Annotated in this window: 25 protein-coding genes and 1 tRNA gene; 10 read left to right on the top strand and 16 right to left on the bottom strand. The window is 43.1% G+C overall.

Annotation, left to right across the window (positions count from 1 at the left end; all coding sequences use genetic code 11):
• Window positions 1-149: 149 nt before the first annotated feature.
• Window positions 150-539, top strand: coding sequence for a PaaI family thioesterase (locus C3420_RS10485; protein WP_416202840.1), 390 nt, complete (start codon window positions 150-152; stop codon window positions 537-539).
• A gap of 22 nt (window positions 540-561) precedes the next feature.
• On the opposite strand, the gene C3420_RS10480 is transcribed toward C3420_RS10485, so the two are convergent.
• Window positions 562-1,005, bottom strand: coding sequence for a hypothetical protein (locus tag C3420_RS10480; protein WP_076753834.1), 444 nt, complete (start codon window positions 1,003-1,005; stop codon window positions 562-564).
• 236 nt (window positions 1,006-1,241) lie between these two features.
• Between C3420_RS10480 and C3420_RS10475 the strand changes: the two genes are divergently transcribed.
• Window positions 1,242-1,317 (top strand) — tRNA-Asn (locus C3420_RS10475).
• Window positions 1,318-1,670: 353 nt separating this feature from the next.
• Here the strand turns inward: C3420_RS10475 and C3420_RS10470 are convergent.
• From C3420_RS10470 to C3420_RS10420, 11 genes are all read right to left on the bottom strand, one after another.
• Window positions 1,671-2,324, bottom strand: coding sequence for a tRNA-(ms[2]io[6]A)-hydroxylase (locus C3420_RS10470; RefSeq protein ID WP_103800265.1), 654 nt, complete (start codon window positions 2,322-2,324; stop codon window positions 1,671-1,673).
• 15 nt (window positions 2,325-2,339) lie between these two features.
• Window positions 2,340-3,065, bottom strand: coding sequence for a pyridoxine 5'-phosphate synthase (gene pdxJ / locus C3420_RS10465; protein ID WP_004784507.1), 726 nt, complete (start codon window positions 3,063-3,065; stop codon window positions 2,340-2,342).
• 13 nt (window positions 3,066-3,078) lie between these two features.
• On the bottom strand, window positions 3,079-3,789 hold the full coding sequence (gene recO / locus C3420_RS10460; RefSeq protein ID WP_004784509.1) for a DNA repair protein RecO: 711 nt from the start codon (window positions 3,787-3,789) through the stop codon (window positions 3,079-3,081).
• An 11-nt stretch (window positions 3,790-3,800) separates the two neighbouring features.
• On the bottom strand, window positions 3,801-3,998 hold the full coding sequence (locus tag C3420_RS10455) for an NF038104 family lipoprotein (RefSeq protein WP_004784512.1): 198 nt from the start codon (window positions 3,996-3,998) through the stop codon (window positions 3,801-3,803).
• A gap of 18 nt (window positions 3,999-4,016) precedes the next feature.
• Window positions 4,017-5,045: a GTPase Era gene (gene era, locus C3420_RS10450; protein ID WP_004815199.1), complete on the bottom strand. Its 1,029-nt coding sequence runs from the start codon at window positions 5,043-5,045 to the stop codon at window positions 4,017-4,019.
• On the bottom strand, window positions 5,045-5,743 hold the full coding sequence (rnc, locus tag C3420_RS10445; protein WP_004815197.1) for a ribonuclease III: 699 nt from the start codon (window positions 5,741-5,743) through the stop codon (window positions 5,045-5,047). The genes era and rnc overlap by 1 nt, the downstream gene beginning before the upstream one ends.
• Window positions 5,715-6,086 carry a DUF4845 domain-containing protein gene (locus C3420_RS10440; protein WP_076753837.1) on the bottom strand — a complete coding sequence of 124 codons (372 nt, stop codon included), beginning with the start codon at window positions 6,084-6,086 and terminating at the stop codon, window positions 5,715-5,717. The genes rnc and C3420_RS10440 overlap by 29 nt, the downstream gene beginning before the upstream one ends.
• Before the next feature lie 27 nt (window positions 6,087-6,113).
• Window positions 6,114-6,941: a signal peptidase I gene (gene lepB, locus C3420_RS10435; protein WP_008307639.1), complete on the bottom strand. Its 828-nt coding sequence runs from the start codon at window positions 6,939-6,941 to the stop codon at window positions 6,114-6,116.
• 20 nt (window positions 6,942-6,961) lie between these two features.
• Complete coding sequence (lepA, locus tag C3420_RS10430) at window positions 6,962-8,779, bottom strand: translation elongation factor 4 (RefSeq protein WP_004815191.1); 1,818 nt, start codon at window positions 8,777-8,779, stop codon at window positions 6,962-6,964.
• 234 nt (window positions 8,780-9,013) lie between these two features.
• Entirely contained in the window at window positions 9,014-9,469 is a 456-nt protein-coding gene (locus tag C3420_RS10425) for an acyl-CoA thioesterase (protein ID WP_005222761.1), read from the bottom strand.
• A gap of 122 nt (window positions 9,470-9,591) precedes the next feature.
• Window positions 9,592-10,977 (bottom strand): Do family serine endopeptidase, encoded by a 1,386-nt coding sequence (locus C3420_RS10420; protein WP_004815187.1) that lies wholly within the window; start codon window positions 10,975-10,977, stop codon window positions 9,592-9,594.
• A 228-nt stretch (window positions 10,978-11,205) separates the two neighbouring features.
• Here C3420_RS10420 and nadB point away from each other — a divergent pair, with 228 nt between their 5' ends.
• A complete protein-coding gene (gene nadB, locus C3420_RS10415; RefSeq protein WP_171294465.1) occupies window positions 11,206-12,849 on the top strand; it encodes an L-aspartate oxidase in 1,644 nt (547 codons plus the stop codon).
• Window positions 12,850-13,247: 398 nt separating this feature from the next.
• Here the strand turns inward: nadB and C3420_RS10410 are convergent, their stop codons facing one another.
• The 4 genes from C3420_RS10410 to pabC all read right to left on the bottom strand — a co-directional run bounded on the left by C3420_RS10410 (window position 13,248) and on the right by pabC (window position 16,224).
• Complete coding sequence (locus C3420_RS10410) at window positions 13,248-13,670, bottom strand: PaaI family thioesterase (RefSeq protein ID WP_076753840.1); 423 nt, start codon at window positions 13,668-13,670, stop codon at window positions 13,248-13,250.
• A gap of 69 nt (window positions 13,671-13,739) precedes the next feature.
• On the bottom strand, window positions 13,740-14,345 hold the full coding sequence (gene tmk / locus C3420_RS10405) for a dTMP kinase (protein ID WP_076753841.1): 606 nt from the start codon (window positions 14,343-14,345) through the stop codon (window positions 13,740-13,742).
• A 9-nt stretch (window positions 14,346-14,354) separates the two neighbouring features.
• Window positions 14,355-15,407, bottom strand: coding sequence for an endolytic transglycosylase MltG (mltG, locus tag C3420_RS10400; protein WP_076753842.1), 1,053 nt, complete (start codon window positions 15,405-15,407; stop codon window positions 14,355-14,357).
• Window position 15,408: 1 nt separating this feature from the next.
• Window positions 15,409-16,224 (bottom strand): aminodeoxychorismate lyase, encoded by an 816-nt coding sequence (pabC, locus tag C3420_RS10395; RefSeq protein ID WP_076753843.1) that lies wholly within the window; start codon window positions 16,222-16,224, stop codon window positions 15,409-15,411.
• A gap of 161 nt (window positions 16,225-16,385) precedes the next feature.
• Between pabC and C3420_RS10390 the strand changes: the two genes are divergently transcribed.
• From C3420_RS10390 to C3420_RS10360, 7 genes are all read left to right on the top strand, one after another.
• Window positions 16,386-17,393, top strand: a complete 1,008-nt coding sequence (locus C3420_RS10390; protein WP_076753844.1) for a sulfate ABC transporter substrate-binding protein — start codon at window positions 16,386-16,388, stop codon at window positions 17,391-17,393.
• A gap of 177 nt (window positions 17,394-17,570) precedes the next feature.
• On the top strand, window positions 17,571-18,584 hold the full coding sequence (locus C3420_RS10385; protein WP_103800263.1) for a sulfate ABC transporter substrate-binding protein: 1,014 nt from the start codon (window positions 17,571-17,573) through the stop codon (window positions 18,582-18,584).
• A gap of 31 nt (window positions 18,585-18,615) precedes the next feature.
• Window positions 18,616-19,221, top strand: a complete 606-nt coding sequence (locus C3420_RS10380; protein ID WP_076753847.1) for an RBBP9/YdeN family alpha/beta hydrolase — start codon at window positions 18,616-18,618, stop codon at window positions 19,219-19,221.
• Window positions 19,222-19,307: 86 nt separating this feature from the next.
• Window positions 19,308-20,141 carry a sulfate ABC transporter permease subunit CysT gene (gene cysT, locus C3420_RS10375; RefSeq protein ID WP_004815168.1) on the top strand — a complete coding sequence of 278 codons (834 nt, stop codon included), beginning with the start codon at window positions 19,308-19,310 and terminating at the stop codon, window positions 20,139-20,141.
• The gene (cysW, locus tag C3420_RS10370; protein ID WP_004892240.1) at window positions 20,138-21,031 is read left to right on the top strand and encodes a sulfate ABC transporter permease subunit CysW; all 894 of its coding nucleotides are present in this window, start codon (window positions 20,138-20,140) and stop codon (window positions 21,029-21,031) included. Before cysT ends, cysW begins: the two co-directional genes overlap by 4 nt.
• A gap of 11 nt (window positions 21,032-21,042) precedes the next feature.
• Window positions 21,043-22,104 carry a sulfate/molybdate ABC transporter ATP-binding protein gene (locus tag C3420_RS10365; protein ID WP_103800262.1) on the top strand — a complete coding sequence of 354 codons (1,062 nt, stop codon included), beginning with the start codon at window positions 21,043-21,045 and terminating at the stop codon, window positions 22,102-22,104.
• Window positions 22,105-22,158: 54 nt separating this feature from the next.
• The gene (locus C3420_RS10360; RefSeq protein ID WP_004815164.1) at window positions 22,159-23,082 is read left to right on the top strand and encodes a CysB family HTH-type transcriptional regulator; all 924 of its coding nucleotides are present in this window, start codon (window positions 22,159-22,161) and stop codon (window positions 23,080-23,082) included.
• Window positions 23,083-23,279 lie beyond the last annotated feature (197 nt).

Here is a 23,279-nt window from a genome sequence, read left to right as displayed (position 1 = left end):
TGTTCCATTTTAGATATTTGTTTAAGATAAGATATAACTCATTGAGATGTGTCATAGTATTCGTCGTTAGAAAACAATTATTGTGACATTATTTCAATGAGTTATCTATTTTTGTCGTGTACAGAGCAGGTTTACAGATTATGCAAGAAATGTGTAATGGCAACCTGCCGATGCCTTATATGGCAACAACCATTCCCATGAAACCTACTTTAATTGAAAGTGGTCAGGTCACGTTTGAGGTGCAGGCAGATCAACACCATTTAAATCCTTTAGGCGGTGTACACGGGGGCTTTGCTGCAACAGTACTGGACACCGTAACAGGCTGTGCAATTCATACCGTTTTAGAAGCAGGCGCAGGATATGGCACGATTGATCTCAATATTAAAATGTGTCGCCCCATTCCCCAAAACAGACCATTGACGGCTATTGGTCAACTCATTAATACCAGCAAAAATCTTGCAATCTCAGAAGGAAAAATTATCGATGAAGATGGTAAGCTTTATGCTCATGCAACAGCCACCTGTATGATTTTTCGTTAAAAACTTCTAGTTTAAGAAAGGCTTAAAGCATACCCCACTTCGCCTGTGGTGCTTGAACAGCTTTTGGTTGAGTCAAAGCCTGATACTCAAAATAATGTCTAGAGACATTCGCCAGACTTAATTCTTGAGTCTGTGCAGTAGATGTCTGCCAAACTTTAGACTGATTTGAACCCGTAATGAGATTGCCCGAAATAGCATAAATAAACAGATCTTTTGGCTGTATTTCAGGCGCATTCAGGAATATTTCAAAGCTAAATTGGCGTTCCTTCTCAACCAGCCATTTTTCTGCAAACCACAATTGTAACAAGTCACCCAAATACAACTGTTTTGCAGCTAAGGGCCATAAACGGATTTCAGCGCCATGAACAGAAGTAAAATATTGGGTAAAATCTTGAATAATATCAAGGTAGTTTTCTTGATAGAAAGATAGTTGGGCGAAAATTTGAGGGATAGTGAGCGTATTCATTCGCTTTCTCCGGTTTAGCCATTTTTGTGCTGGCAAGTAGGTTTAAATCCACACTGTTTGACCATCTGGTCAAACGACTTTATATTTTCAATTTAGCAATTCGCTTATGCGCTGACAAGCTTTTTTTGAATTTTAAATTTGATTGTCTAAATTAAAATCAGACAAACTATATTTGCAATAAATATAGAAGTTTTTGCTTGACCCCTGTCAAAATCCCTCTATAATCGCATTCAGATTCTCCCATAGCTCAGTCGGTAGAGCGACGGACTGTTAATCCGCAGGTCCCTGGTTCGAGCCCAGGTGGGAGAGCCAAATTCAAGAAAGCCCAAGCATTTTAGACTTGGGCTTTTTTTATTGCTTTAAGCTTTATTCACATAAAAACTTTTCATCTCCCCCTTCTCTTTCCTCCATGAAATTAGAATGATCGTGATTGATAACCATACTTCCATCAGATATGAAGGATTTTATTTTTAACTCGTACATTTTTTTAACAATTAATATTTAATATTTAATATATCCCTAAGTAGAGTTGCCTTTAAATCCACACAGTAATAGTAGACATTTAAAATTGCTTAGGCTATTTTTTTAAACTTAAAAGACACTGAGCTATACTTTCGATAGATATAAAAAATCCCCCATTTTGGAGGATTTTTTTTAAGGATGCTTTAAGCAGCTTTTACTGGTACACCACTATGGAAGCGGAACATCTCATCTGGACTGAGAATCAGATTCTTTTCTACTTCACGAATATGTTCAATACGCGCCTGAATATCTTCTTTTGGATTTTTCAATTTTGCAGTTTTAGCCACATCCAAAGCTAAGGCCAAGTAGTCCTCAAAATGGCGAGATTCAGATTTGAGCAAGTAACGGTAATAGCGTCCTAACTCGTCATCCACCAGCGGAGCAAGCGCATAGAAACGCTCACAAGAGCGTGCTTCTACAAAAGCACCAATCACCAGCACATCAATTAATGCTTCTGGTTCATAGGTCCGGATTTCCTTACGCAAACCACCCGCATAACGCCCTGCACTGAGACCAATCCATTGCTGGCCACGCTTATTCATGAATTCCAGCACCTGTTCATAGTGCAGCATTTCTTCACGTACCAGTTGCGCCAGTTTCACCTGTAAATCTACAAAGAAGCTATAGCGGAACATCAGGTTCATTGCTGTACTGGCTGCTTTCTTCTCACAGTTAGCATGATCCTGCATCAGGATCTCCAGATTCTGTAATGCCTCATCGAGCCAGGCTTTTGGTGTTTCACAACCCAGGAAGCCAATGACAGGCTTCATCAGTTCATCATAATCAATATTTGACATATGTTTCTTGCAATCTTAACGCGCAGCTTTAATTGCAGCCTTCATTTGTTGAACCGCTTGCGCTAAACCAACAAAAACTGCATCTGCAATAATCGAGTGACCAATATTTAATTCATGAATTTGAGGAATTGCAGCAATTGGAGTGACATTATCCATATTCAGACCATGACCTGCATTCACCACCAGACCTTTAGAAGCAGCATATTCAGCGCCTTTCACAATGCGTTCAAGTTCCGCTTGTTGCGCTTCTGGAGTTTCTGCATCGGCATAGGCGCCTGTGTGAATCTCAATCGTCGGCGCACCACACGCGACCGCAGCATCAATCTGGGCAAAGTCAGCATCAATAAATAGTGACACATCACAGCCAATCGCAGTCAGTTCTTGAGTGGCTTTTTTCACATCTTCAAAATGACCAACCACATCCAGACCGCCTTCAGTAGTGACTTCCTGACGTTTTTCAGGCACAAAACAGACATGATGCGGCTGAATTTCTTTAGCAAAAGCCACCATTTCATCAGTCACAGCCATTTCCAGATTCATATGCGTGGTCAATACCGGACGCATACGACGTACATCATCATCCTGGATATGACGACGGTCTTCACGTAAATGCAAGGTAATGCCCTCTGCACCCGCCTGTTCGCAGATCAATGCAGCATTGACTGGGTCTGGGTACGTCGTACCACGTGCTTGTCTTAAAGTTGCGACATGGTCAATATTGACACCAAGTAATGCAGCCATAATATTTTCCTAACTACGATTGAGATTGAGAATTTTGGATCCACAACTGTCGACTTTTCAGTGGTCGGTCACCAAGCAAAGCAGTGATCACCTGTCGATATAGCTTCGTCAGTAATTGTAACTGTTCTGGATTAAAATCCCTACCCTTTTCATAGTGCTGCATTGTTAAAATCTGCTGGCCCGACATGGTTGAGCGCAAGGCCTTGGCCGAAGGCATAAAACCTTCATTCAACTGAAAATAGTAATGTTGCAAGGGATTGATTGGTGCCTGATTGGCATCAACCGAAAAATCCAGTTCATAGCCCAGTTCTTCTAATAAGATATGTTCAAACTGACGCAGAACCTGTTTTAAATAAGTATTGGGATTTTCCTGATCGGAGAGTTTTTGCAAGGCATTCAACGTTTCGCCATATTTGGCAAAGGTCAGCGGCATTTGCACTTCAAGCGGACATAAACGCAACAGGATTTCATTTAGATAAAAGCCAGAAAAGAAGGCATCGCCAAAAAAAAAGATCGGCTGATTAACAATTTCTAATTTGGTGAAGTTTTTGAGTTCAGATTTGCCAGAGGCTAGCAAGCTGATGGGTTGATATTGTGGTGGAGGATTTTGTCTCAGTATCCCGTCAATACGGCCATATTCCTGGGTAAATAAATGCACAATATGACTGCGATCGCGATATTTACGATGATGAATCAAGTATCCATGCAGCACTTCATTACGCATAGGCTACTTCTTTAGTCTTTATTCTTTTTTGATTTTTTCTCGTCTTCTTCGTCATCCCCATCGGGAATGGCGGCACCCACAACAGCCGCGGTCCCTTTGACCGCGTACTTTGTGGTTTTATAGGCAACTTTGGCAGGAACGGTCACTACTTTATGAATACAGCCCTGCAAAAATAAAACACATGCAATGACTACCAGAAATTTCATCATGATCCGTTCCTATCCAATTTAAATGTCGCTATAACCTAGACTTTTCAGGGCTCGCTCATCATCAGACCAGCCGCCTTTGACTTTCACCCAAAGCGTTAGCATGATTTTCTGTTCGAACATCTTTTCCATATCGACACGTGCATCCATACCGATTTTTTTCAGCTTGGAGCCTTTTTCACCAATCACAATGGCTTTCTGGCCAGGGCGATCAACAAAAATCGTCGCATCAATATAGGTACATGCCGGTTTCATGCGACCGGTTTTCTCATTCAGGGTCGGCTCTTCCGTTTTAAAGGATTCGATCTGAACAGTTAAGTCGTATGGCAGCTCTTCGCCCAACTGACGCATGATCTTTTCACGGATAATTTCAGATGCCAGGAAACGCTCTGAACGGTCAGTCAGCTGATCCAGTGAATATAACGGTGGCTGGAACGGCAGATAATTCGCAATCGTTGTACGCAGATGCTCAAGGTTAGCACCACGAAGCGCAGAAACCGGTACGATTTCAGCAAAGTTCATCAGCTTGGCACGTTCTTGAATCAAAGGTAATGCATGGTTTTTATTTTCTAGTGTATCAATCTTATTGATCACTAGAATGACCGGCATATCCGCATTTTTCAGCTTTTCCAAAACCAGGTCGTCGTTTGGCGTCCACTTATCTGCATCAACAACAAATAAAACTAGGTTTACATCCCGTAGTGCAGAGTGTGCAGCGCGGTTCATCATTTTATTGATGGCACGTACTTCTTTCTTGTGCATCCCTGGAGTATCCACAAATACTGCCTGAGATTTCTCACGTGAATCAATGCCCACAATCTTGTGACGTGTGGTTTGTGGCTTACGTGAAGTAATCGAAAGTTTCTGTCCCAAAATATGGTTCATCAAGGTTGATTTACCCACGTTTGGACGACCAACAATCGCAACAAAACCACTGCGGTAATCCGAAGGGATTTCAGTGCCTTGTTCGCTAAAAAATTGACTAATTAAGTCATTGCTGTCGCTTTGCGACTCGTGATCAGCATCGATGTGATCGGAATGAGTAGTCATTAAGACTTATGCTCCAATAGTTTTAAAATTTCTGCTGCAACTGCTTGTTCAGCGAAACGGCGACTTGAACCCTCGCCGATCAGGATAGGTAAGTCTTCAATCCGGCACTCCACTTTGAAATGCTGGTTTGGGGCATCCCCTTGAATATCTACAACCTCGTAAACTGGGAGAGGTTTCTTACGTGCTTGTAAATACTCTTGTAAGCGAGATTTAGGGTCTTTAAGCTGATCGGTCGGCTCAATATGGTCTAAATACGGTTCGTACCATTTTAACACAATCGGCTCTAACACGGTGAGATCACCGCAATCGACATAGATCGCACCAATAATGGCTTCTACCGTATCTGCTAGTATAGACTCACGATGATGACCACCAGATTTCAATTCACCGGTACTGAGAATTAAATTCTGGCTCAGCTTTAAATCATTGGCGATTTTTCCTAATGCTTCCTGACGAACCAGAGTGGCACGCATACGCGTTAAACGGCCTTCATTTTCGTGTGGATAAGCAGTGAAGAGATAATTGGCAATGATCATCCCTAAAAGCGAATCGCCCAGAAATTCCAGGCGCTCGTAGTTGTGTTTATGACTGACTGAACGATGGGTCAATGCCAGTTTCAGCAAATCAGCCTGTTTAAACTGATAGCCGATCCGCTTGGCAAGACGTTCATCATTTAGCTTTGACTGTGCTTTGATCAAACTCTTTCTCAAACTTCATCACTAAATCGATATTCATTAGAAAATTCTTGCGAACTTCATAATTCTTTCTTACGACCATCGCTTGCGCATTGTCGAGAATAACATTCTGCTTAATGTCAAAATCGCGAATATTATTCATCTCTAAACGCTTAGACAGTTCCGAATTAAATTTCTCCGGCGTGATATTTGCAGGAGCTGTTTTTAGTAGCTCCTCAATCTGGCTATCTACCAGACGATCATCGAAATACGGTTCCCATACCGCAATTGCGATTTTTGCCAGAAAAGCAAACCCCATAATTGCAAACAATATTGCAATATACGATGCACCTTGTTGATGTCTCATTTTTATTTTCCCAATTGAAACAATAAATTAGTCAATTGTTCCGTTTCGGCTAAACGAAGGTAATTTAAAACCTGGTTCTTTATGCATCCAGATATAGAATGCGCGACCGGTTAAATTTTCTTCCGGAACAAATCCCCAGAAGCGACTGTCAGCACTCTGATCACGATTATCCCCCATTGCAAAGTACTGACCTTCTGGAACTTTTACTTCCCAATATAAACCATTTTCACCTGAATATTTACCATTTTCCACAAAGTTGATAAATGGTGCCTGACGCGCCACATTTACCCCTTCAAGCTCACGCATGGTAAAGGTATGCTTACCTAAAGTCTCTTTGTGATAAATTGATTCAGGCGTATCTAAACGGTCTTTTTCACGGCTAAATTCAACAGGAACTTTAGTGACTTTTTCACCATTAATAATCAATTGACCATGATCATAGACAATATGATCACCCGGTAAACCTACAATACGTTTGATATAGCTAATACCAGGTTGTGGTGGATAACGGAATACCGCCACTTCACCACGTTCTGGACTTCCAGTATCAATAATTTTGCTATTGATGATGGGCAGACGCACACCATAATCGAATTTATTGACCAGAATGAAGTCACCTGTTTCCAGGGTGGGCACCATGGAATCAGATGGAATATTAAAAGGCTCGTACAAGAATGAACGCAGAACCAGCACAACGGTCAGCACTGGCCAGAAGTCATAAGCCCAGGTAATGATAAAATTTTCATTGCCCTTGCCTTTGGTCTGTCGCTGTTTCAGAACAAACTTATCAAGCAGCCATATTGCAATAAAAAACAGCGTGGCAGGAACAAGAATTAAATTAAAATCAAAATCCATGGGCTTATATCCTTATTATTTTAGCGTTCGACTTTTAATACGGCTAAGAACGCTTCTTGTGGGATTTCTACGCTACCCACCTGCTTCATACGTTTCTTACCTTCTTTCTGTTTAGACAGAAGTTTTTTCTTACGTGACACGTCACCACCATAACACTTTGCCAATACGTTTTTACGCATCGCTTTTACAGTAGAACGGGCAATAATTTGTGCACCAATGGCTGCCTGAATCGCGACATCAAACATTTGACGTGGAATCAGGTCTTTCATTTTTTCAACCAGGGCAATACCACGGTGACGTGCATCCTGACGGTGACAGATCATTGCCAAGGCATCCACTTTGTCACCATTGATCAGGACATCAACTTTAACCAATGATGAACTTTCAAAGCGCACAAAGTTATAGTCCAGTGAGGCAAAACCGCGTGAGCAAGACTTCAGTTTGTCGAAGAAATCCATGACCACTTCAGCCATCGGAATTTCAAAGGTAATGGATACCTGATTACTCATGAACTTCATGTCTTTTTGCACACCACGGCGCTCAACACACAAGGTCATCACATTGCCCAGATATTCTTGTGGTACTAAGATATGACATTCTGCAATCGGTTCACGCAGGTCTTCTACTGTTGAACCGTCTGGCATTTTTGATGGACTGTCGACATAGATCGTTTGACCATTTTTCATCACCGCTTCATAAATTACAGTCGGTGCAGATGAAATCAGATCCAGATCGTATTCACGTTCCAGGCGCTCCTGTACGATCTCCATATGCAGCATCCCCAAGAAGCCACAACGGAAACCAAAACCAAGTGCATCTGAACTTTCAGGTTCAAAGAACAAGGCAGAGTCGTTAATCTGTAATTTTTGCAGCGCTTCACGGAAAGGTTCAAAGTCACTGGCATCAATCGGGAACAGACCTGCATAAACCTGAGGTTTTACCTTCTTGAAACCTGGCAATACTTCAACATCTGGAGTAGAGGCAAGTGTGATCGTATCACCGACTGGCGCACCAAAGATGTCTTTAATGCCCGCAATCACAAAACCTACTTCACCCGCTTCAAGAATATCGGTTTCGGTATGCTTTGGATTGAAGATACCTACTGAAGTAATGATGTGCGTCTGACCAGTTGATTTCATCAACATCTTGTCGCCTTTACGCACACGACCCTGTTTCACACGAACTAAAGACACAACGCCCAGGTAGTTATCGAACCATGAGTCGATAATCAATGCTTGCAGCGGTGCATCACGGTCACCTGTTGGCGCAGGAATCACATTCACCAGAGTTTCCAGCACACCTTCAATACCCAGGCCTGTTTTTGCAGAACAGGTCGGTGCTTCAGTGGCTTCAATACCAATGATGTCTTCAATTTCCTGAATCACACGTTCAGGTTCAGCCTGCGGCAAGTCAATCTTGTTCAGAACTGGCAATACTTCCAGACCTTGCTCAATTGCGGTATAGCAGTTTGCAACAGACTGTGCTTCTACACCCTGTGCTGCATCTACAACCAGCAATGCACCTTCACACGCAGCAAGTGAACGCGATACTTCATACGAGAAGTCCACGTGTCCCGGAGTATCAATGAAGTTTAGCTGATATTCCTGGCCATTCGGGTGTGTGTAGTACAAGGTCACCGATGCCGCTTTAATGGTAATCCCACGTTCGCGTTCAAGCTCCATAGAATCGAGAACCTGAGCCTGCATTTCACGATCCTGCAAACCACCACAGGTTTGAATGAATCGATCCGCCAGGGTCGATTTACCGTGGTCAATATGCGCAATAATCGAGAAGTTACGAATGTTTTTAATATCAACAGATTTTTTAGCTTGCGCCATGGGCTACCTTGAGAAAAAACGCGCCATGCAATATAAAGGGATTGCACAACAAAAGCCGAATAGAAATTGCCGAGGATTATAGCAGAATGCAGTTACAGAAAAAGAATTATATTTTCGTCGCTCATTCCACTACTTTGTTTGCCATGAAATCGCTCTAACCAAGTTTTGGCAACATCAGAGCGATTGTCGTTTAAATACACACAACCACATTTAAGTGTGCTTCATTGTTGATATTTAATCTGTCAGATACAACTGACTAAAATCCAAAGGATTGATATCTGCTAATAAGGGTTGATAGGCTTGGGTAAATGTCGGTGACATCCGCTTCGGACGACCAGTGGCAATTTCCACACAGGCCCATTGCGTACTCCCTGTAAAGATTAGGTTCTGATCTGCCGGGCGATAGAAGGCATATTGGCGGAATGAATAGAGTGCATTGATATCATTTAACCAAGTACGCAAAATCAGCTCATCACCTTCAAATGCTGCCTTGCGATATTGCACATGATGCTCGACTGCGACCATGGCATGCTTTAATTCCAGGTACTGCTCTAGACCCAAACCGATCTGTTCAATATGCGCGGTTGCAACATCCTGCATCCACTGCACATAGACCACATTATTTACATGCCCCAAGATATCAATATGTTCTGGTTTTACTGTTAACTTCAGATCAAAAATACCCTTCACGCGTTTCTTATCCTTTAGATCATATAGCGACTTAGAGTCTACAGATTTTATTTGCAGGGTAAATTGCCAAATATTAAAAAAACCGCCTGAGTTCAGACGGTTTTTACCAACAAATGATGCATTTATGAGACCCGCATGCCCACGATCACGCGCTGTCCTTGACGGATAAGTGTTACCCGCGCGACGCTGCCTTTGTTTAATTCAGATACAGTTTCTACAAACTGGTTGCTGTTCAGAACAGTCTTGCCATTAATATTGGTCACCACATCATTCGGCATAATACGTGCTTGTGCCGCAACTCCACCTGGACGCACATCCTGAATCACTACACCACCTTTGATGTCTAAACTACTCATTTCATTTGGTGTCAGGTTACGAATAGTGACCCCGATGACTGGTCCTTTGTTTGGTTGCGCCTGATTGCTGGCATTCGCTGGGGTATCGTCCGGTGCTGCACTTAAAGTGGCATTGATATTACGGCGTTTGTCATCCCGCAATACTTCTAACTGGATCTGCTGTTTTGGTGCAGAACGGTTTAAGTAATTCAACAATTCACTGGTACGAGAAATATCAGTCCCGTTATATTTAAGAATGACATCTCCCGCCTGTAAGCCTGCTTTGGCCGCTGGCGAGTTGGGTGCAATTTGGGTTACCAATGAACCTTCCGGCTTAGACAGCTTATAAGATTCTGCCAGATTACGGTCAATATCTTGCAAGCTTACGCCCAGATAAGAACGGGTAACTTTACCATTGCGTTTCAACTGGTCAGCCACTTCCATTGCGACATCAATTGGAATGGAGAATGACAAGCCCATATAACCGCCAGTTCCACTAAAGATACGTGAATTCACCCCGACTACTTCACCGTGCTGGTTAAACAGCGGCCCACCAGAATTCCCCGGGTTTAAAGCTACATCAGTCTGAATGAATGGCACTGCAGTTTCACCCATCATATTACGCATCTTGGCGCTGACAATTCCGGCAGAAGCCGAATAGTCAAAACCAAATGGTGAACCGATGGCGAGTACAGGCTCACCGACACGTAAACGCCCGACATCTCCCGTGCGTAACTCCGGGAAACCTGCACCATTGACCTTAAGTAAAGCCACGTCAGTACGTTCATCGCTACCTACAACTGTTGCATCAATTTCACGACGGTCATTTAAGGTAATGGTCACCTTGGATGCATTTTCAATCACATGGTGATTAGTCAGCAAATAGCCGTCTTTACTGATAAAGAAGGCGCTGCCATACCCTGTTTTTTCTTGAGGTGCACGTGGCTGAGGAATAATGACCTGATTACCAAAGAAACGGCGTAAAATATCTGGAATTTGTTGTTGTAATAGCTCTTCTTCGGACATTTTTTTAACAACATTGACACTCACCACTGCCGGACTGACTTGTGCAACCAGATTTGAAAAATCAACTGGAGTGGCTGCCCCCGCCTGCAATGCCGTCATTGTTAATGTTGCCGCAAATATTCCGTGTTTAACATCCAAGATTTTCATATATTTATTCACTCAAATGACTGATAAACCTATTTAAATTAGTTTTATCATAAACTATACAAAATTTAAGTAACGAAATGTTCTTATTCTACTTGCTGATATTATGCCATTTTTAAAGCCTTAAGTTTCAGCTTTCATTACTTTTTTTCATAAATTTATGGGTAGATAAATGCTTGCCTTTTGTACAAAAAAGCGCTGTGATAGCCGGACTTTTTTTCAGTTAGCTGAATAGTCATGTCTAATTTACACACGACACATCATTTTGATGTGATTATTGTGGGCAGCGGCGGCGCCGGCTTAAGTTTAGCCTTATCTTTACCAGAACATTTTAATATTGTAGTTTTAGCCAAATCAACGCTTACGGATGCGAGTACATTTTATGCCCAGGGGGGTGTGGCAGCTGTACTTGATGAAATGGATTCTCTCGAGCAGCATATCGATGACACCATGATTGCCGGGGCACAATTGTGTGAAATGGATGCAGTCAAGCAGACCGTTGAAGGGGGCAAGCCTTCAGTCGATTTCCTGCTCAAGCATGGCGTGCAGTTCACACTAGATGAACAGGAACAACTGCATTTGACTCGTGAAGGGGGCCATTCTCAGCGCCGCATTATTCACGCAGCAGATGCTACAGGACGTGCGATTTCCACTACTTTGGTACAGCGAGCCCAAGAAAAGCAGAATATTCATATCTTTGAAAATTATATTGCGATTGATCTGATCTGCTCCAAAAAACTTGGTCATGCAGGTGAAAACCGGGCACTCGGCCTGTATGCATTGGATGAACACACCGAACAGGTACATACTTTTCTGGCACCATTTACTGCCCTAGCCTGTGGTGGTGCAATGAAGGCTTATCTCTATACTTCGAATCCAGATATTGCTACGGGTGACGGTATTGCGATGGCTTACCGCGCCGGCTGTCGAGTCGCCAATATGGAGTTCAACCAGTTTCATCCGACCTGTTTATACCACCCGCAAGCGCGTTCATTCCTGATTACTGAAGCCATGCGTGGTGAAGGGGCATACTTACGTCTACCGGATGGTGAACGTTTCATGCTGCGTTTTGATGAACGTGCTGAACTGGCACCGCGTGACATCGTGGCGCGTGCCATTGACTATGAAATTAAACGCCTGGGGATCCGTCATGTCTGGCTGGACATTACCCATAAAGATGAAGACTTTATTAAAGAGCACTTCCCGACGCTGTATGCACGCCTATTAGAGCTGGGAATTGATATCACCAGGGAAATGATTCCGGTGGTACCCGCAGCACACTATACCTGTGGCGGTGTGGTGGTTGACGAGAATAGTCAAACTGATATTGCTGGTTTATATGCTATTGGCGAGACTTCATATACCGGCCTGCATGGCGCGAATCGTATGGCCAGTAATTCACTGCTGGAATGCTTTGTTTATGGCATGAGTGCAGCCAAGCATATTCAGGAAAATTTTAAAGCGAACCAATCCATACCTGAAGTCCCAGCCTGGGATGATTCACAGGTAACTAATCCGGATGAAGATGTAGTGATTCTGCAAAACTGGGATGAGCTGCGTCAGACCATGTGGAACTATGTAGGCATTGTCCGTACCACCAAGCGTCTGGAACGTGCCCTGCACCGGATTGAAATGCTGAAAAAAGAAATTACCGAGTATTATCAGGATTATCAGGTCAGCAAAAACCTGATAGAACTGCGTAATCTGGTGCTGGTATCGGAGATGATTGTGCGCTGTGCCATGCAACGTAAAGAATCCCGTGGTCTGCACTATACCCTGGACTATCCGGAACAGTTACCTGAGTTACGCAAAACTGTACTGATTCCACCAAGTTTTGAAGTGGAACAGCCATTGGTGAATGCAGCAGAAGTTTAAATACTTAAGTGTAAAAAACCGGATCTCATGATCCGGTTTTTTTATTTGCTATATATCTAGATTGCAGCTTTCAAGATTTTTAGATAAATCTGAACCCATCACTTGAGTATAAGCACAACTACGGCGAGCAGTCTGATGTAAATAATGCTCATTAAGTCTCTCTAGCAATTTTTCCCGCAAGTGGATACAGCTTCTGTTGAAATAGCTGTCCATTTTATGATCTGCGATTGCCATTAACCTTCCCAATCTTCCGGTCAATTGTGCCTCATTATTTGCGCAGGACCAGCTTTGTATCACCGCTCCCAAATCAGCTATATAAATAATAATTAAATCACAACTAATTGAATTTATTTATTTTTATCATTATTAAAAAAATATAGTTCTTTTATTTTATGCGATTAAGATACTGATTTAGACGGAATCGAATAAGTTCCGGTGACATGTGCAACAGGTTCTTCCATACCTTCTGAATAGACCCAAACTTCCCCGACAATAAGTGCTTTTCCAACTTTTATCAGGCGAGATTTTGCAATCAGATCACGCTGTCCATCGGGCTTACGCAAAAAATTGATGTTGATATTGGTGGTGACAGCCAACCCCACCAGACCAATCTCTCCTAAAATTGCGACATACAAACCAAAGTCCGCGATCGTCATTATGGTTGGCCCAGAAATCGTACCACCTGGACGCAACTGACTATCACTCACACGGTAACGAACAGTTGAGGTTTGAGGCTGTATATCCATGACCTCACAATGCTCAAGGCTTTGTGGAAATTCTACTTCTAAAAACTGCAGGATCTGTTCAAATGTACTTTTCATAAAAAATCTTCCATATTGAAAACAATATAGAAGATTTTTAAAGAATTGAACTGGTTTTAATCTGACTGCTCAGACCACCTGTAATTCTGCCATGGCTTGAGCAAAAACCTGCTCTGGAGCTTGAGTCGCATCGAGACGCTTCATACGTTGCGGATGACGCTGCCACAAAGTTTCATAACCGCTTCTTACTTTCTCAAAGAAAGAGACTTTCTCCTGTTCAAAACGATCCAGCGCACCACGTTCACGGGCACGGTTCATGCCGAGTTCAATTGGCGCATCCAGCCAGAAAGTGACATCTGGCATACGTGCCACGAAATTATCATTCAGTAAATTCAGCTTGGCTTCACTGAGTCCACGCCCTGCACATTGATAGGCAAAACTGGCATCAGTAAAACGGTCACACAAGACTATCTTACCTGCCTTAAGCGCAGGCAGAATAACCTGTGCTAAATGCTGTGCTCGTGCGGCATACATCAATAACAGCTCAGTGTCATTACACATGGCTTCTTCATGATTCACCGCCAGCAATAGTGAACGGATCTGTTCGGCCATCGGCGTGCCACCCGGTTCACGGGTCAACACCACTTCTTTGCCCTGTGCAACAAAATCATCATAGATACGACGAATGAGCGTGGTTTTCCCTACACCTTCAGTGCCTTCAAAGCTGATAAACATGCTCACTCCTTAATTTTTTGAACGTAAAACAGTGAGATATTCCTGCACTGCTCTATTGTGATCTTGCAGATTCGTGCTGAACTTATGCCCACCATTACCCGTTGCAACAAAGTAAATATTTTGTGAATTATCTGGATGCATCGCTGCTTCAATCGCTTTTTTGCTCGGCAGGGCAATTGGTGTTGGCGGCAAGCCTGAAATGGTATAGGTGTTATATGCTGTCGGTGTGCGCAGATCCTGACGGGTAATATTGCCTTGATATTTATCGCCCATGCCATAAATTACGGTTGGATCTGTCTGTAGACGCATGCCGATTTTCAAACGGCGCACAAATACACCAGACACCTGTTGTAACTCGCTATCCAGACTGGTTTCCTTTTCAATGATCGATGCCATGATCAGCGCTTCATATTTATTCTGATATGGCAGATCTGAAGCACGTTTTTCCCAAGCCTGGTCCAGAGACTTCATCTGGCGCTGATAAAGATCGGTCAGAATCTTGCGATCTGTTTCGCCTTTGGCAAAGAAATAGGTATCTGGAGCGAATAGACCTTCAGGATGATTGAATGGAATATTGAGTTCTTTGAGCAATTGATCGGTTGGCAAATTCACCACTTCTTTAGTTACCAGATCATCTTTCTTTAAAGTATCGATCAGCTGTTTGAAAGTGGTACCTTCAACCACCAGAATCCGGTTCATTTGAGCATTTTCCGAATTGGAAATCATTTCCAGCACTTGACGGATACTCATGCCATCGCGTACTTCATAAACACCTGCTTTCATCGTGTCATGAATGATGAAGCGCTGATACAGCTTTAAAATAATCGGAAAGCTGACATGATTTTCTTTGGCCAGCCGATCAATAAATCCAGAATAGGTTTCACCGTTACTAATTGCCAGTAACTGTTTTTGACCTTCTACAGGATAATCTTTCCATAGGCTAGCTTTCAGGATCAACCCTAGAACTAGGAGTATCCCGATTAGAAATAGAACTATCCCTTTCATGAAACCAGGGCGTTTGGCATTATTTTTCTTTTTGGTTTTAGACTTGGAAGCTGACATATTAATAAGGCATCTGATTCAATCGAAGACGGTTAAAAAGTTCAATACAAGCATCTACATTTAAAGCACGCTGCTCAAATTGAGTGGCAATTTTCATCGGACTGAGCGCATTGCAGAAAAACAAGCTGTCGATATGAGGAATTTCATCCATTTCCACATCACGCAGCTGACAGATAATGCCCTGATCCTGCATACGTTGCAAAATTTCTGCACGCATCACACCGAAGACGCCATTATAACGAAGTTCTGGTGTAATCCATGTATTGTTTATACGAATGAAGCAATTACTGCTCACCCCTTCAACAATTGTACCCTGCACATCAGTTACCAGTGCTTCCGGCCAGCCATGCTGATCCGCTTCCTGTTTAAGCAAAACCTGTTCCAGACGGTTTAAGGTTTTCAGCCCCACCAGATTCGGCATACTGAGACCAATGGCCTGTTGCAATACACCCGTCTGAATCTGTTCATAACTGAAGTCCTGTACAGTTTTCGGATAATAGAACACCCAAAGATCTGCCGGATGGTCTGGCAGGCTATAACCACGCTGCCCTATACCACGACTCAGTACAATCTTTAAGGTGCCGTTCAGTTCAGCTTCTGATTTCAATAACGCTTGCAAACTTTTTTCAATCAGGTCCAGATCAGCCTGCAAACTTAATTTTTGCTGGCTCATCCTTAAACGGGCTAGATGACGGTCTGCTAACTCGATCCGGTTTCGACGGATGCGAGCGGTAGTAAAGCATCCATCACCATAATGAAAGGCACGATCCAGCACATCTATATCTTTGACGGGTTGAGCATTTTTTAAATACAGCATGCTTTTGAAGCCTCTCTGGTGACGGATAGAGCGATGAAATATAAGCTCTGTCTATATATCTGTTTTACTCACATAAAATTCGTTTTTAATTATTTTTTATGCAAAAAATCTCCAGCTATTCTTGCCCCATCCAACAAAACAAAGAAACATTTGAGGCAAATATGAACGTCCGTAAATTAAAAATTGGGGTACTTGCAGCACTGATTTCAGCGACTGCATTTAGTGTGTCTGCAAAGGATTTCTTAAATGTATCCTATGACCCAACTCGCGAATTGTACGACAACTTTAACAAAGAATTCAGTGCTTACTGGAAAAAATCTACTGGTCAAGATATTAATTTTAAACAATCACATGGCGGTTCAGGCAAACAGGCACGTGCCGTGATTGATGGTCTGGATGCAGATGTCGTTACACTGGCTCTGGCAGCAGATATTGATGAAATTGCTAAACGTGGCCTGTTACCGACAGACTGGCAGAAGAAATTCCCGCAAAACTCGACACCATATACCTCAACAATTGTTTTCTTAGTCAAAAAAGGCAATCCGAAAGGCATTAAGGACTGGGGCGACCTAGTTAAACCGGGTGTAGATATCATTACGCCAAACCCGAAGACTTCTGGTGGCGCGCGCTGGAACTACCTGGCAGCTTGGGCATGGGCAAAACACCAGCCAGGGGGTAATGATGCCAAGGCACAAGAATTCGTTCGCCAGATTTATAAACAGACCAAAGTACTGGATTCTGGTGCGCGTGGTGCAACAACGACATTTGCTGAACGCGGCATTGGTGATGTATTGCTGGCTTGGGAAAATGAAGCACAGCTGGCACTTCGTGAACAACCCGGCAAGTTTGAAATCATCACGCCTTCTCTGTCTATTCTGGCTGAACCACCTGTGGCAATTGTAGAAAAGAATGCCAAGAAAGATGGTAATGAAAATCTGGCTAAAGCCTACCTCAACTATCTGTACTCACCTGCTGGCCAAGCAGTTGCAGCAAAGAACTTCTATCGTCCTCGTAATGCAGCCGTGTTAAAGCAATACAGTCATGTATTTAAATCACTAAAACTGGTTACGATTGATAAAGAATTTGGAGGCTGGACTAAGGTTCAGAAGCAACACTTTGACAATGGCGGTATCTTTGACCAGATCGTAAAAGCGAACAGTGCAAAATAAAGTCTTATAAATGCAGCGTTAATGGCCTTATTCAATAAGGCCATTCTTGTTTCAGATACGTACTTATCCACTTATCTTTTATTTTCATATAAAATTCATTTTTAATTATTTTTTATGCATAAAGAATAAGTTTATTCTTCACTCATGTTACAAAACGTGTAAGAGTTTGAGGTTCACATGAGCATTACAACAAAATTAAAAATTGGGGTTTTGGCTGCTGTTATTTCAGCAACTTCTTTTGGTGCAGCAGCGCGGGATTTTCTGAATGTCTCTTATGATCCGACGCGTGAACTCTATGAAGACGTCAACAAAGAATTTGGCAAATACTGGAAAAGCCGTACGGGCCAAACTATTAACTTTAAACAGTCACATGGTGGTTCTGGTAAACAGGCACGTGCTGTGATTGATGGTCTGGAAGCTGATGTAGTGACATTAGCACTGGCTGCTGATATCGAAGTTATTGCAGAAAAAGCCAAATTACTCCCTGCGGATTGGCAAAAAAAATTGCCTCACAACTCTACACCTTATACATCAACCATCGTATTCCTGGTGCGTAAAGGCAATCCAAAGAATATTAAAGACTGGGGCGATCTGGTTAAACCTAATGTCGCAATCATTACACCAAATCCAAAAACCTCTGGTGGGGCGCGTTGGAATTATCTGGCAGCATGGGCTTATGCAAAACACCTACCAGGCGGTAATGATGCCAAAGCACAAGAATTTGTTCGCAAAATCTACAAGCAGACCAAAGTCCTAGATTCAGGTGCACGTGGTTCAACAACGACATTTGCTGAACGCGGTATCGGTGACGTATTACTGGCGTGGGAAAATGAAGCGCATCTGGCACTTCGTGAACAACCCGGCAAGTTTGAAATCATCACACCTTCTTTGTCTATTCTGGCTGAACCACCAGTTGCGATCGTAGAAAAAACAGTAGCGAAAAAAGGCAACAAATACCTGGCACAAGGTTACCTGAACTTCCTCTACTCACCACTAGGTCAAGAAATTTCAGCACGTAACTTCTACCGTCCACGTAATGAAAAAGTACTGGCAAAGTACAGTCAGGTCTTCAAGCCCTTAAAACTGGTGACGATTGATCAGGAATTTGGTGGTTGGGACAAAGTGCAAAAAGCTCACTTTGAAAATGGCGGCATTTTCGATCAAATCGTGAAAGCCAATACAGCAAAATAAGTTTCGCATTGAACAGATAAGGAGCATTCGCATGATACATACCCTCATTGTTCCAGGTGTAGGTGGCAGTGAACATGATCACTGGCAATCCTGGTTGCAACGTGGTCTGATGCAATGCTCCCGTGTTCAACAGCAAGACTGGAACCATCCGGTACTGAGTAGCTGGGTAGCGCAGTTTGTCAAATCTGTACAGCAAATTGAAGATGATATTGAAATCGTAGCGCACAGCTTTGGCTGCCTGACCAGTCTTGCAGCACTTGACCAGCATCCAGAACTTTGTCGAAAAATTAAAAAACTGGTTCTGGTGGCTCCGGCCAACCCAGCCCGTTTTAGTGAAAATGGCTTTGCACGTGATAGCCAAACAGATTACAGCGCTTATTTCCATCAGCTCAAGCTTCAGGTTCCGACCATCATGCTGATCAGTGAAAATGATCCTTGGCTGAGTTTTGAAGATGCACATGCTTTTGCCGAATCCTGGAAAATCCAGCCGATTAATCTGGGCGCCGTCGGTCATATCAATGTTGCCTCGGGCTTTGGCCCCTTCCCTGAAATTAAACAATACCTGAATTCAGAGATGCCGATGCAACATATCAGCAATACTGATGAAGGCAAGTATTTTTTTAAATTTGCATTTTAGATGTTGCAAATTATGCTTGTCGCAAATTTCATTTTTAATATTCGCTGGTTGTCTTCAATCAGCATTCTCTCTTTTGAGGAGTAATCATGTCGCAGCGATCCCGAGTGCTGCCAGGATTTGGTCTATCTCTAGGCTTTACCCTAGCGTATTTGTCATTAATCGTTCTTATTCCACTGTCTGCCGTATTTATTAAATCACTTGGCATTGGCTGGGATGGCTTATGGGAAATCCTGAGCTCTGAACGTATTCTCAAGTCACTTCAGCTGAGTTTTAGTGCCGCCATTATCGCAGCCCTGATCAATGTTGTTTTTGGTCTGTTACTGGCTTGGTGTCTGGTACGTTATAGCTTCCCAGGTAAACGTATTATTGATGCTCTGGTAGATTTACCATTTGCCCTGCCAACTGCCGTAGCCGGTATTGCATTAACTTCACTGTATGCACCTACAGGCTGGATCGGTCAGTATCTGGAACCAATAGGTATTCAAGTGGCTTATACCCCGATAGGTATTACCTTGGCGCTGATCTTTATTGGGATTCCTTTTGTGGTGCGTACGGTTCAGCCAGTACTGTCTGATCTGGAAACTGAACTTGAGGAAGCTGCTTCTGCGCTCGGGGCAAACCGCTTCCAAATCGTGACCAAAATTATTTTCCCGATTCTGCTACCCGCATTGATTACAGGCTTTGCCCTGGCATTTGCACGTGGCGTGGGTGAATACGGTTCGGTCATCTTTATTGCCGGTAACCAGCCGTTTAAAACGGAAATTGCTCCGCTGATGATTATCTCGCGTCTGGAAGAATATGACTATGCGGGTGCAACCACGATTGCTGTCGTGATGCTATTGATTTCATTTGTGATGCTGTTCCTGATTAACTTGTTACAAGCTTGGGCTAGCCGTCGCACAGGGAGAACTGCACGATGAGTTTAAATACCAACAGCAATGCACTTGCTGAAAAGCTGCAATCCCGTGATGCAACTCGCGAGCCAAAATGGGTACGTTATACCCTACTCACAATTGCGCTGATCTTCTTTTTAAGTTGCCTGATTCTGCCTTTGGTATTGGTCTTTGTTGAAGCGTTCAAGCAAGGCGTCGGCGTATATACTCAGGCACTGGTTCATCCAGATACATTATCTGCGGTGAAACTAACGCTATTAACTGCTGCAATTGCAGTACCGTTAAACGTAGTATTTGGTGTGGCTGCTGCTTGGTCAGTGGCGAAGTTTAACTTCCCGGGCAAGTCTATCCTGACCACGATTATCGATATACCCTTCTCGGTATCCCCGGTCATCGCCGGTATGATGCTGGTGCTGATTTTCGGTACCCAAGGCTGGATGGGTAGCTGGTTAATGGATAATGACATTAAGATCCTGTACGCCGTACCCGCAATTGTTTTGGCCACCATCTTTATTACGGTACCTTTCGTAGCGCGTGAATTGATTCCTTTAATGGAAGCTCAAGGCACCGAAGAAGAAGAAGCTGCAATTGTACTCGGTGCATCAGGCTGGAAAACCTTCTGGAAAGTGACCCTGCCAAACATTAAATGGGGTCTGATCTATGGCGTGATTCTGTGTAATGCACGTGCCATGGGTGAGTTCGGTGCGGTATCAGTAGTATCTGGTCATATCCGCGGTGAAACCAATACTTTGCCGCTACACGTCGAAATTCTCTATAACGAATATACCTTTAGTGCTGCGTTTGCTGTGTCCTCGCTCCTGGCTCTCCTCGCAATTGTGACCTTGGTGCTTAAAACTTGGGTAGAAATGCGCCAGGAAAAACAAAACAAACGTAATGACGATTTAACAGTTTCTTAAGGAATGCCTACATGAGTATTCAAGTTAAAAATATTGAAAAACACTTTGGTGCATTCCATGCACTGAATAATATTTCCCTGGATTTCCCGGATGGCCAGCTAGTAGCTCTTTTGGGTCCTTCAGGCTGTGGTAAAACCACCCTGCTGCGTATTATTGCTGGTCTTGAATCTGCAGATGGTGGTCAGGTCATTCTGGAAGGTCAGGATGCAACTAATGTCCATGTGCGTGAACGTGAAGTCGGTTTTGTATTCCAGCACTATGCGCTGTTCCGTCATATGACAGTGTATGACAACGTGGCATTTGGTTTACGTGTTCGCCCACGTTCAACCCGTCCATCAGAGACTGAAATCAAGAAACGTGTCACCCGTTTACTGGATCTGGTACAACTCGGCTTTCTGGCAGATCGCTACCCTGCTCAATTGTCTGGTGGTCAGCGTCAGCGTATTGCGCTTGCGCGTGCCCTAGCGGTTGAACCACGCGTACTATTACTAGATGAACCTTTTGGTGCGCTAGATGCCAAAGTGCGTAAAGAACTGCGTCGCTGGTTACGTACCCTGCATGATGAGCTGCATATCACTTCTATTTTCGTGACGCATGATCAGGAAGAGGCACTGGAAGTTGCAGATCAAATTGTGGTGATGAACAAAGGGAATGTCGAACAGATTGGTTCACCACGTGAAGTATATGAAACTCCGAAAACGCCATTCGTGTTCGACTTCTTGGGTCAAGCCAACCGTTTCGAAGGTCAGAATAATGGCGGCATCATTCAGTTGGGTGAAGATCGCATCCAATTTGATGCGGCACAACAGCATCCACAAGGTGATGTAATTGTATTCGCCCGCCCTGATGAACTGCGTATCTCCGCTCAGCCACAGGACAATGCAATTCAGGCGACCTTTATTCGTGAATTATGGATTGCCGGTAAAGTCGTTGCAGAACTGAATGACCGTCAGGGTAACCTGATTGAAATTTCACTGACACCTGAAGAAGCACGAGCGCATCAATTCCGACCAAATCAGACTGTATGGTTAAGTCCACTTAACCTGCATTTATTTGCAAATCAGGTTGCTTAAGACACATTCAGATGGGGCCATTTCAGCCCCATCCGCTTATAGGGTATATAGAAAATGAATTTCCAACAATTAAGAATTATTCGAGAAACTGTTCGTCAAAACTTTAATTTAACTGAAGCTTCTGCAGCACTGTATACCTCACAATCGGGTGTGAGCAAGCATATTAAAGACCTGGAAGATGAACTTGGTGTACAGCTGTTCATCCGTAAAGGTAAGCGTTTACTCGGTCTGACTGAACCAGGTCAGGCATTACTCGGGATTGTGGAACGCATGCTGGTCGATGCTGACAATATCAAACGTCTGGCAGATGACTTTAACAAGGTTGATGAAGGGACATTGACCATTGCGACAACGCATACCCAGGCACGTTATGTATTACCGCCGATCGTAAATCAGTTCAAAAAAGAATTTCCAAAAGTTCATCTTATTCTGCAACAGGCCAGTCCGGTTGAAATTACCGAAATGCTGCTACAAGGTGAAGCAGACATCGGGATTGCGACTGAAGCCTTAACGACTGAAGATAACCTGGCCAGTGTGCCGTACTATAACTGGCAACACAGCATTATCACGCCTCAAAACCACCCATTAACCAAGAAAGATAATATACGTATTGAAGATCTGGCGAATTATCCGATCATCACTTATCACGGTGGTTTTACAGGCCGTTCTAAAATCGATACCGCTTTTGAAGAAGCAGGTTTTGATGTGGATATCGTAATGTCCGCCCTAGATGCCGACGTAATCAAAACTTATGTAGAGCTGAATATGGGTGTCGGTATTGTCAATGATGTGGCATACGACCCAGAACGTGATTATCGCTTAAAACAAATTAAAACTGATATTTTTGGTGTAAATACAACATGGATTGCTGTACGTAAAGGCCATTTATTACGTGGTTATGGCTACGAATTTATCTCGCTTTGCTCTCCAGATGCAGACATTCGAGCACTAAAAAAAGTAGCTTATCCGGATGACTAATCTATAAAATCTAAGTAAATGAAATGAAGCTTTTTAGCCTCTTTTTTATGTTTTTTTCAAGTAAGTATTTCTTGAAACACAGGCATAATTGAGCTTCAGAGTAATATTTAAAAATTAAGAACCTTATGGACTTTTAGCTTGATATATTGAAGTAAGATTAAACACATAAATTAATTTAATAACTTGATAGATATAAA

The sequence above is a fragment of the Acinetobacter sp. ACNIH3 genome, from assembly GCF_002918965.1.
GTDB lineage: Bacteria > Pseudomonadota > Gammaproteobacteria > Pseudomonadales > Moraxellaceae > Acinetobacter > Acinetobacter schindleri.
This window is presented reverse-complemented; position numbering and strand designations above follow the sequence as displayed.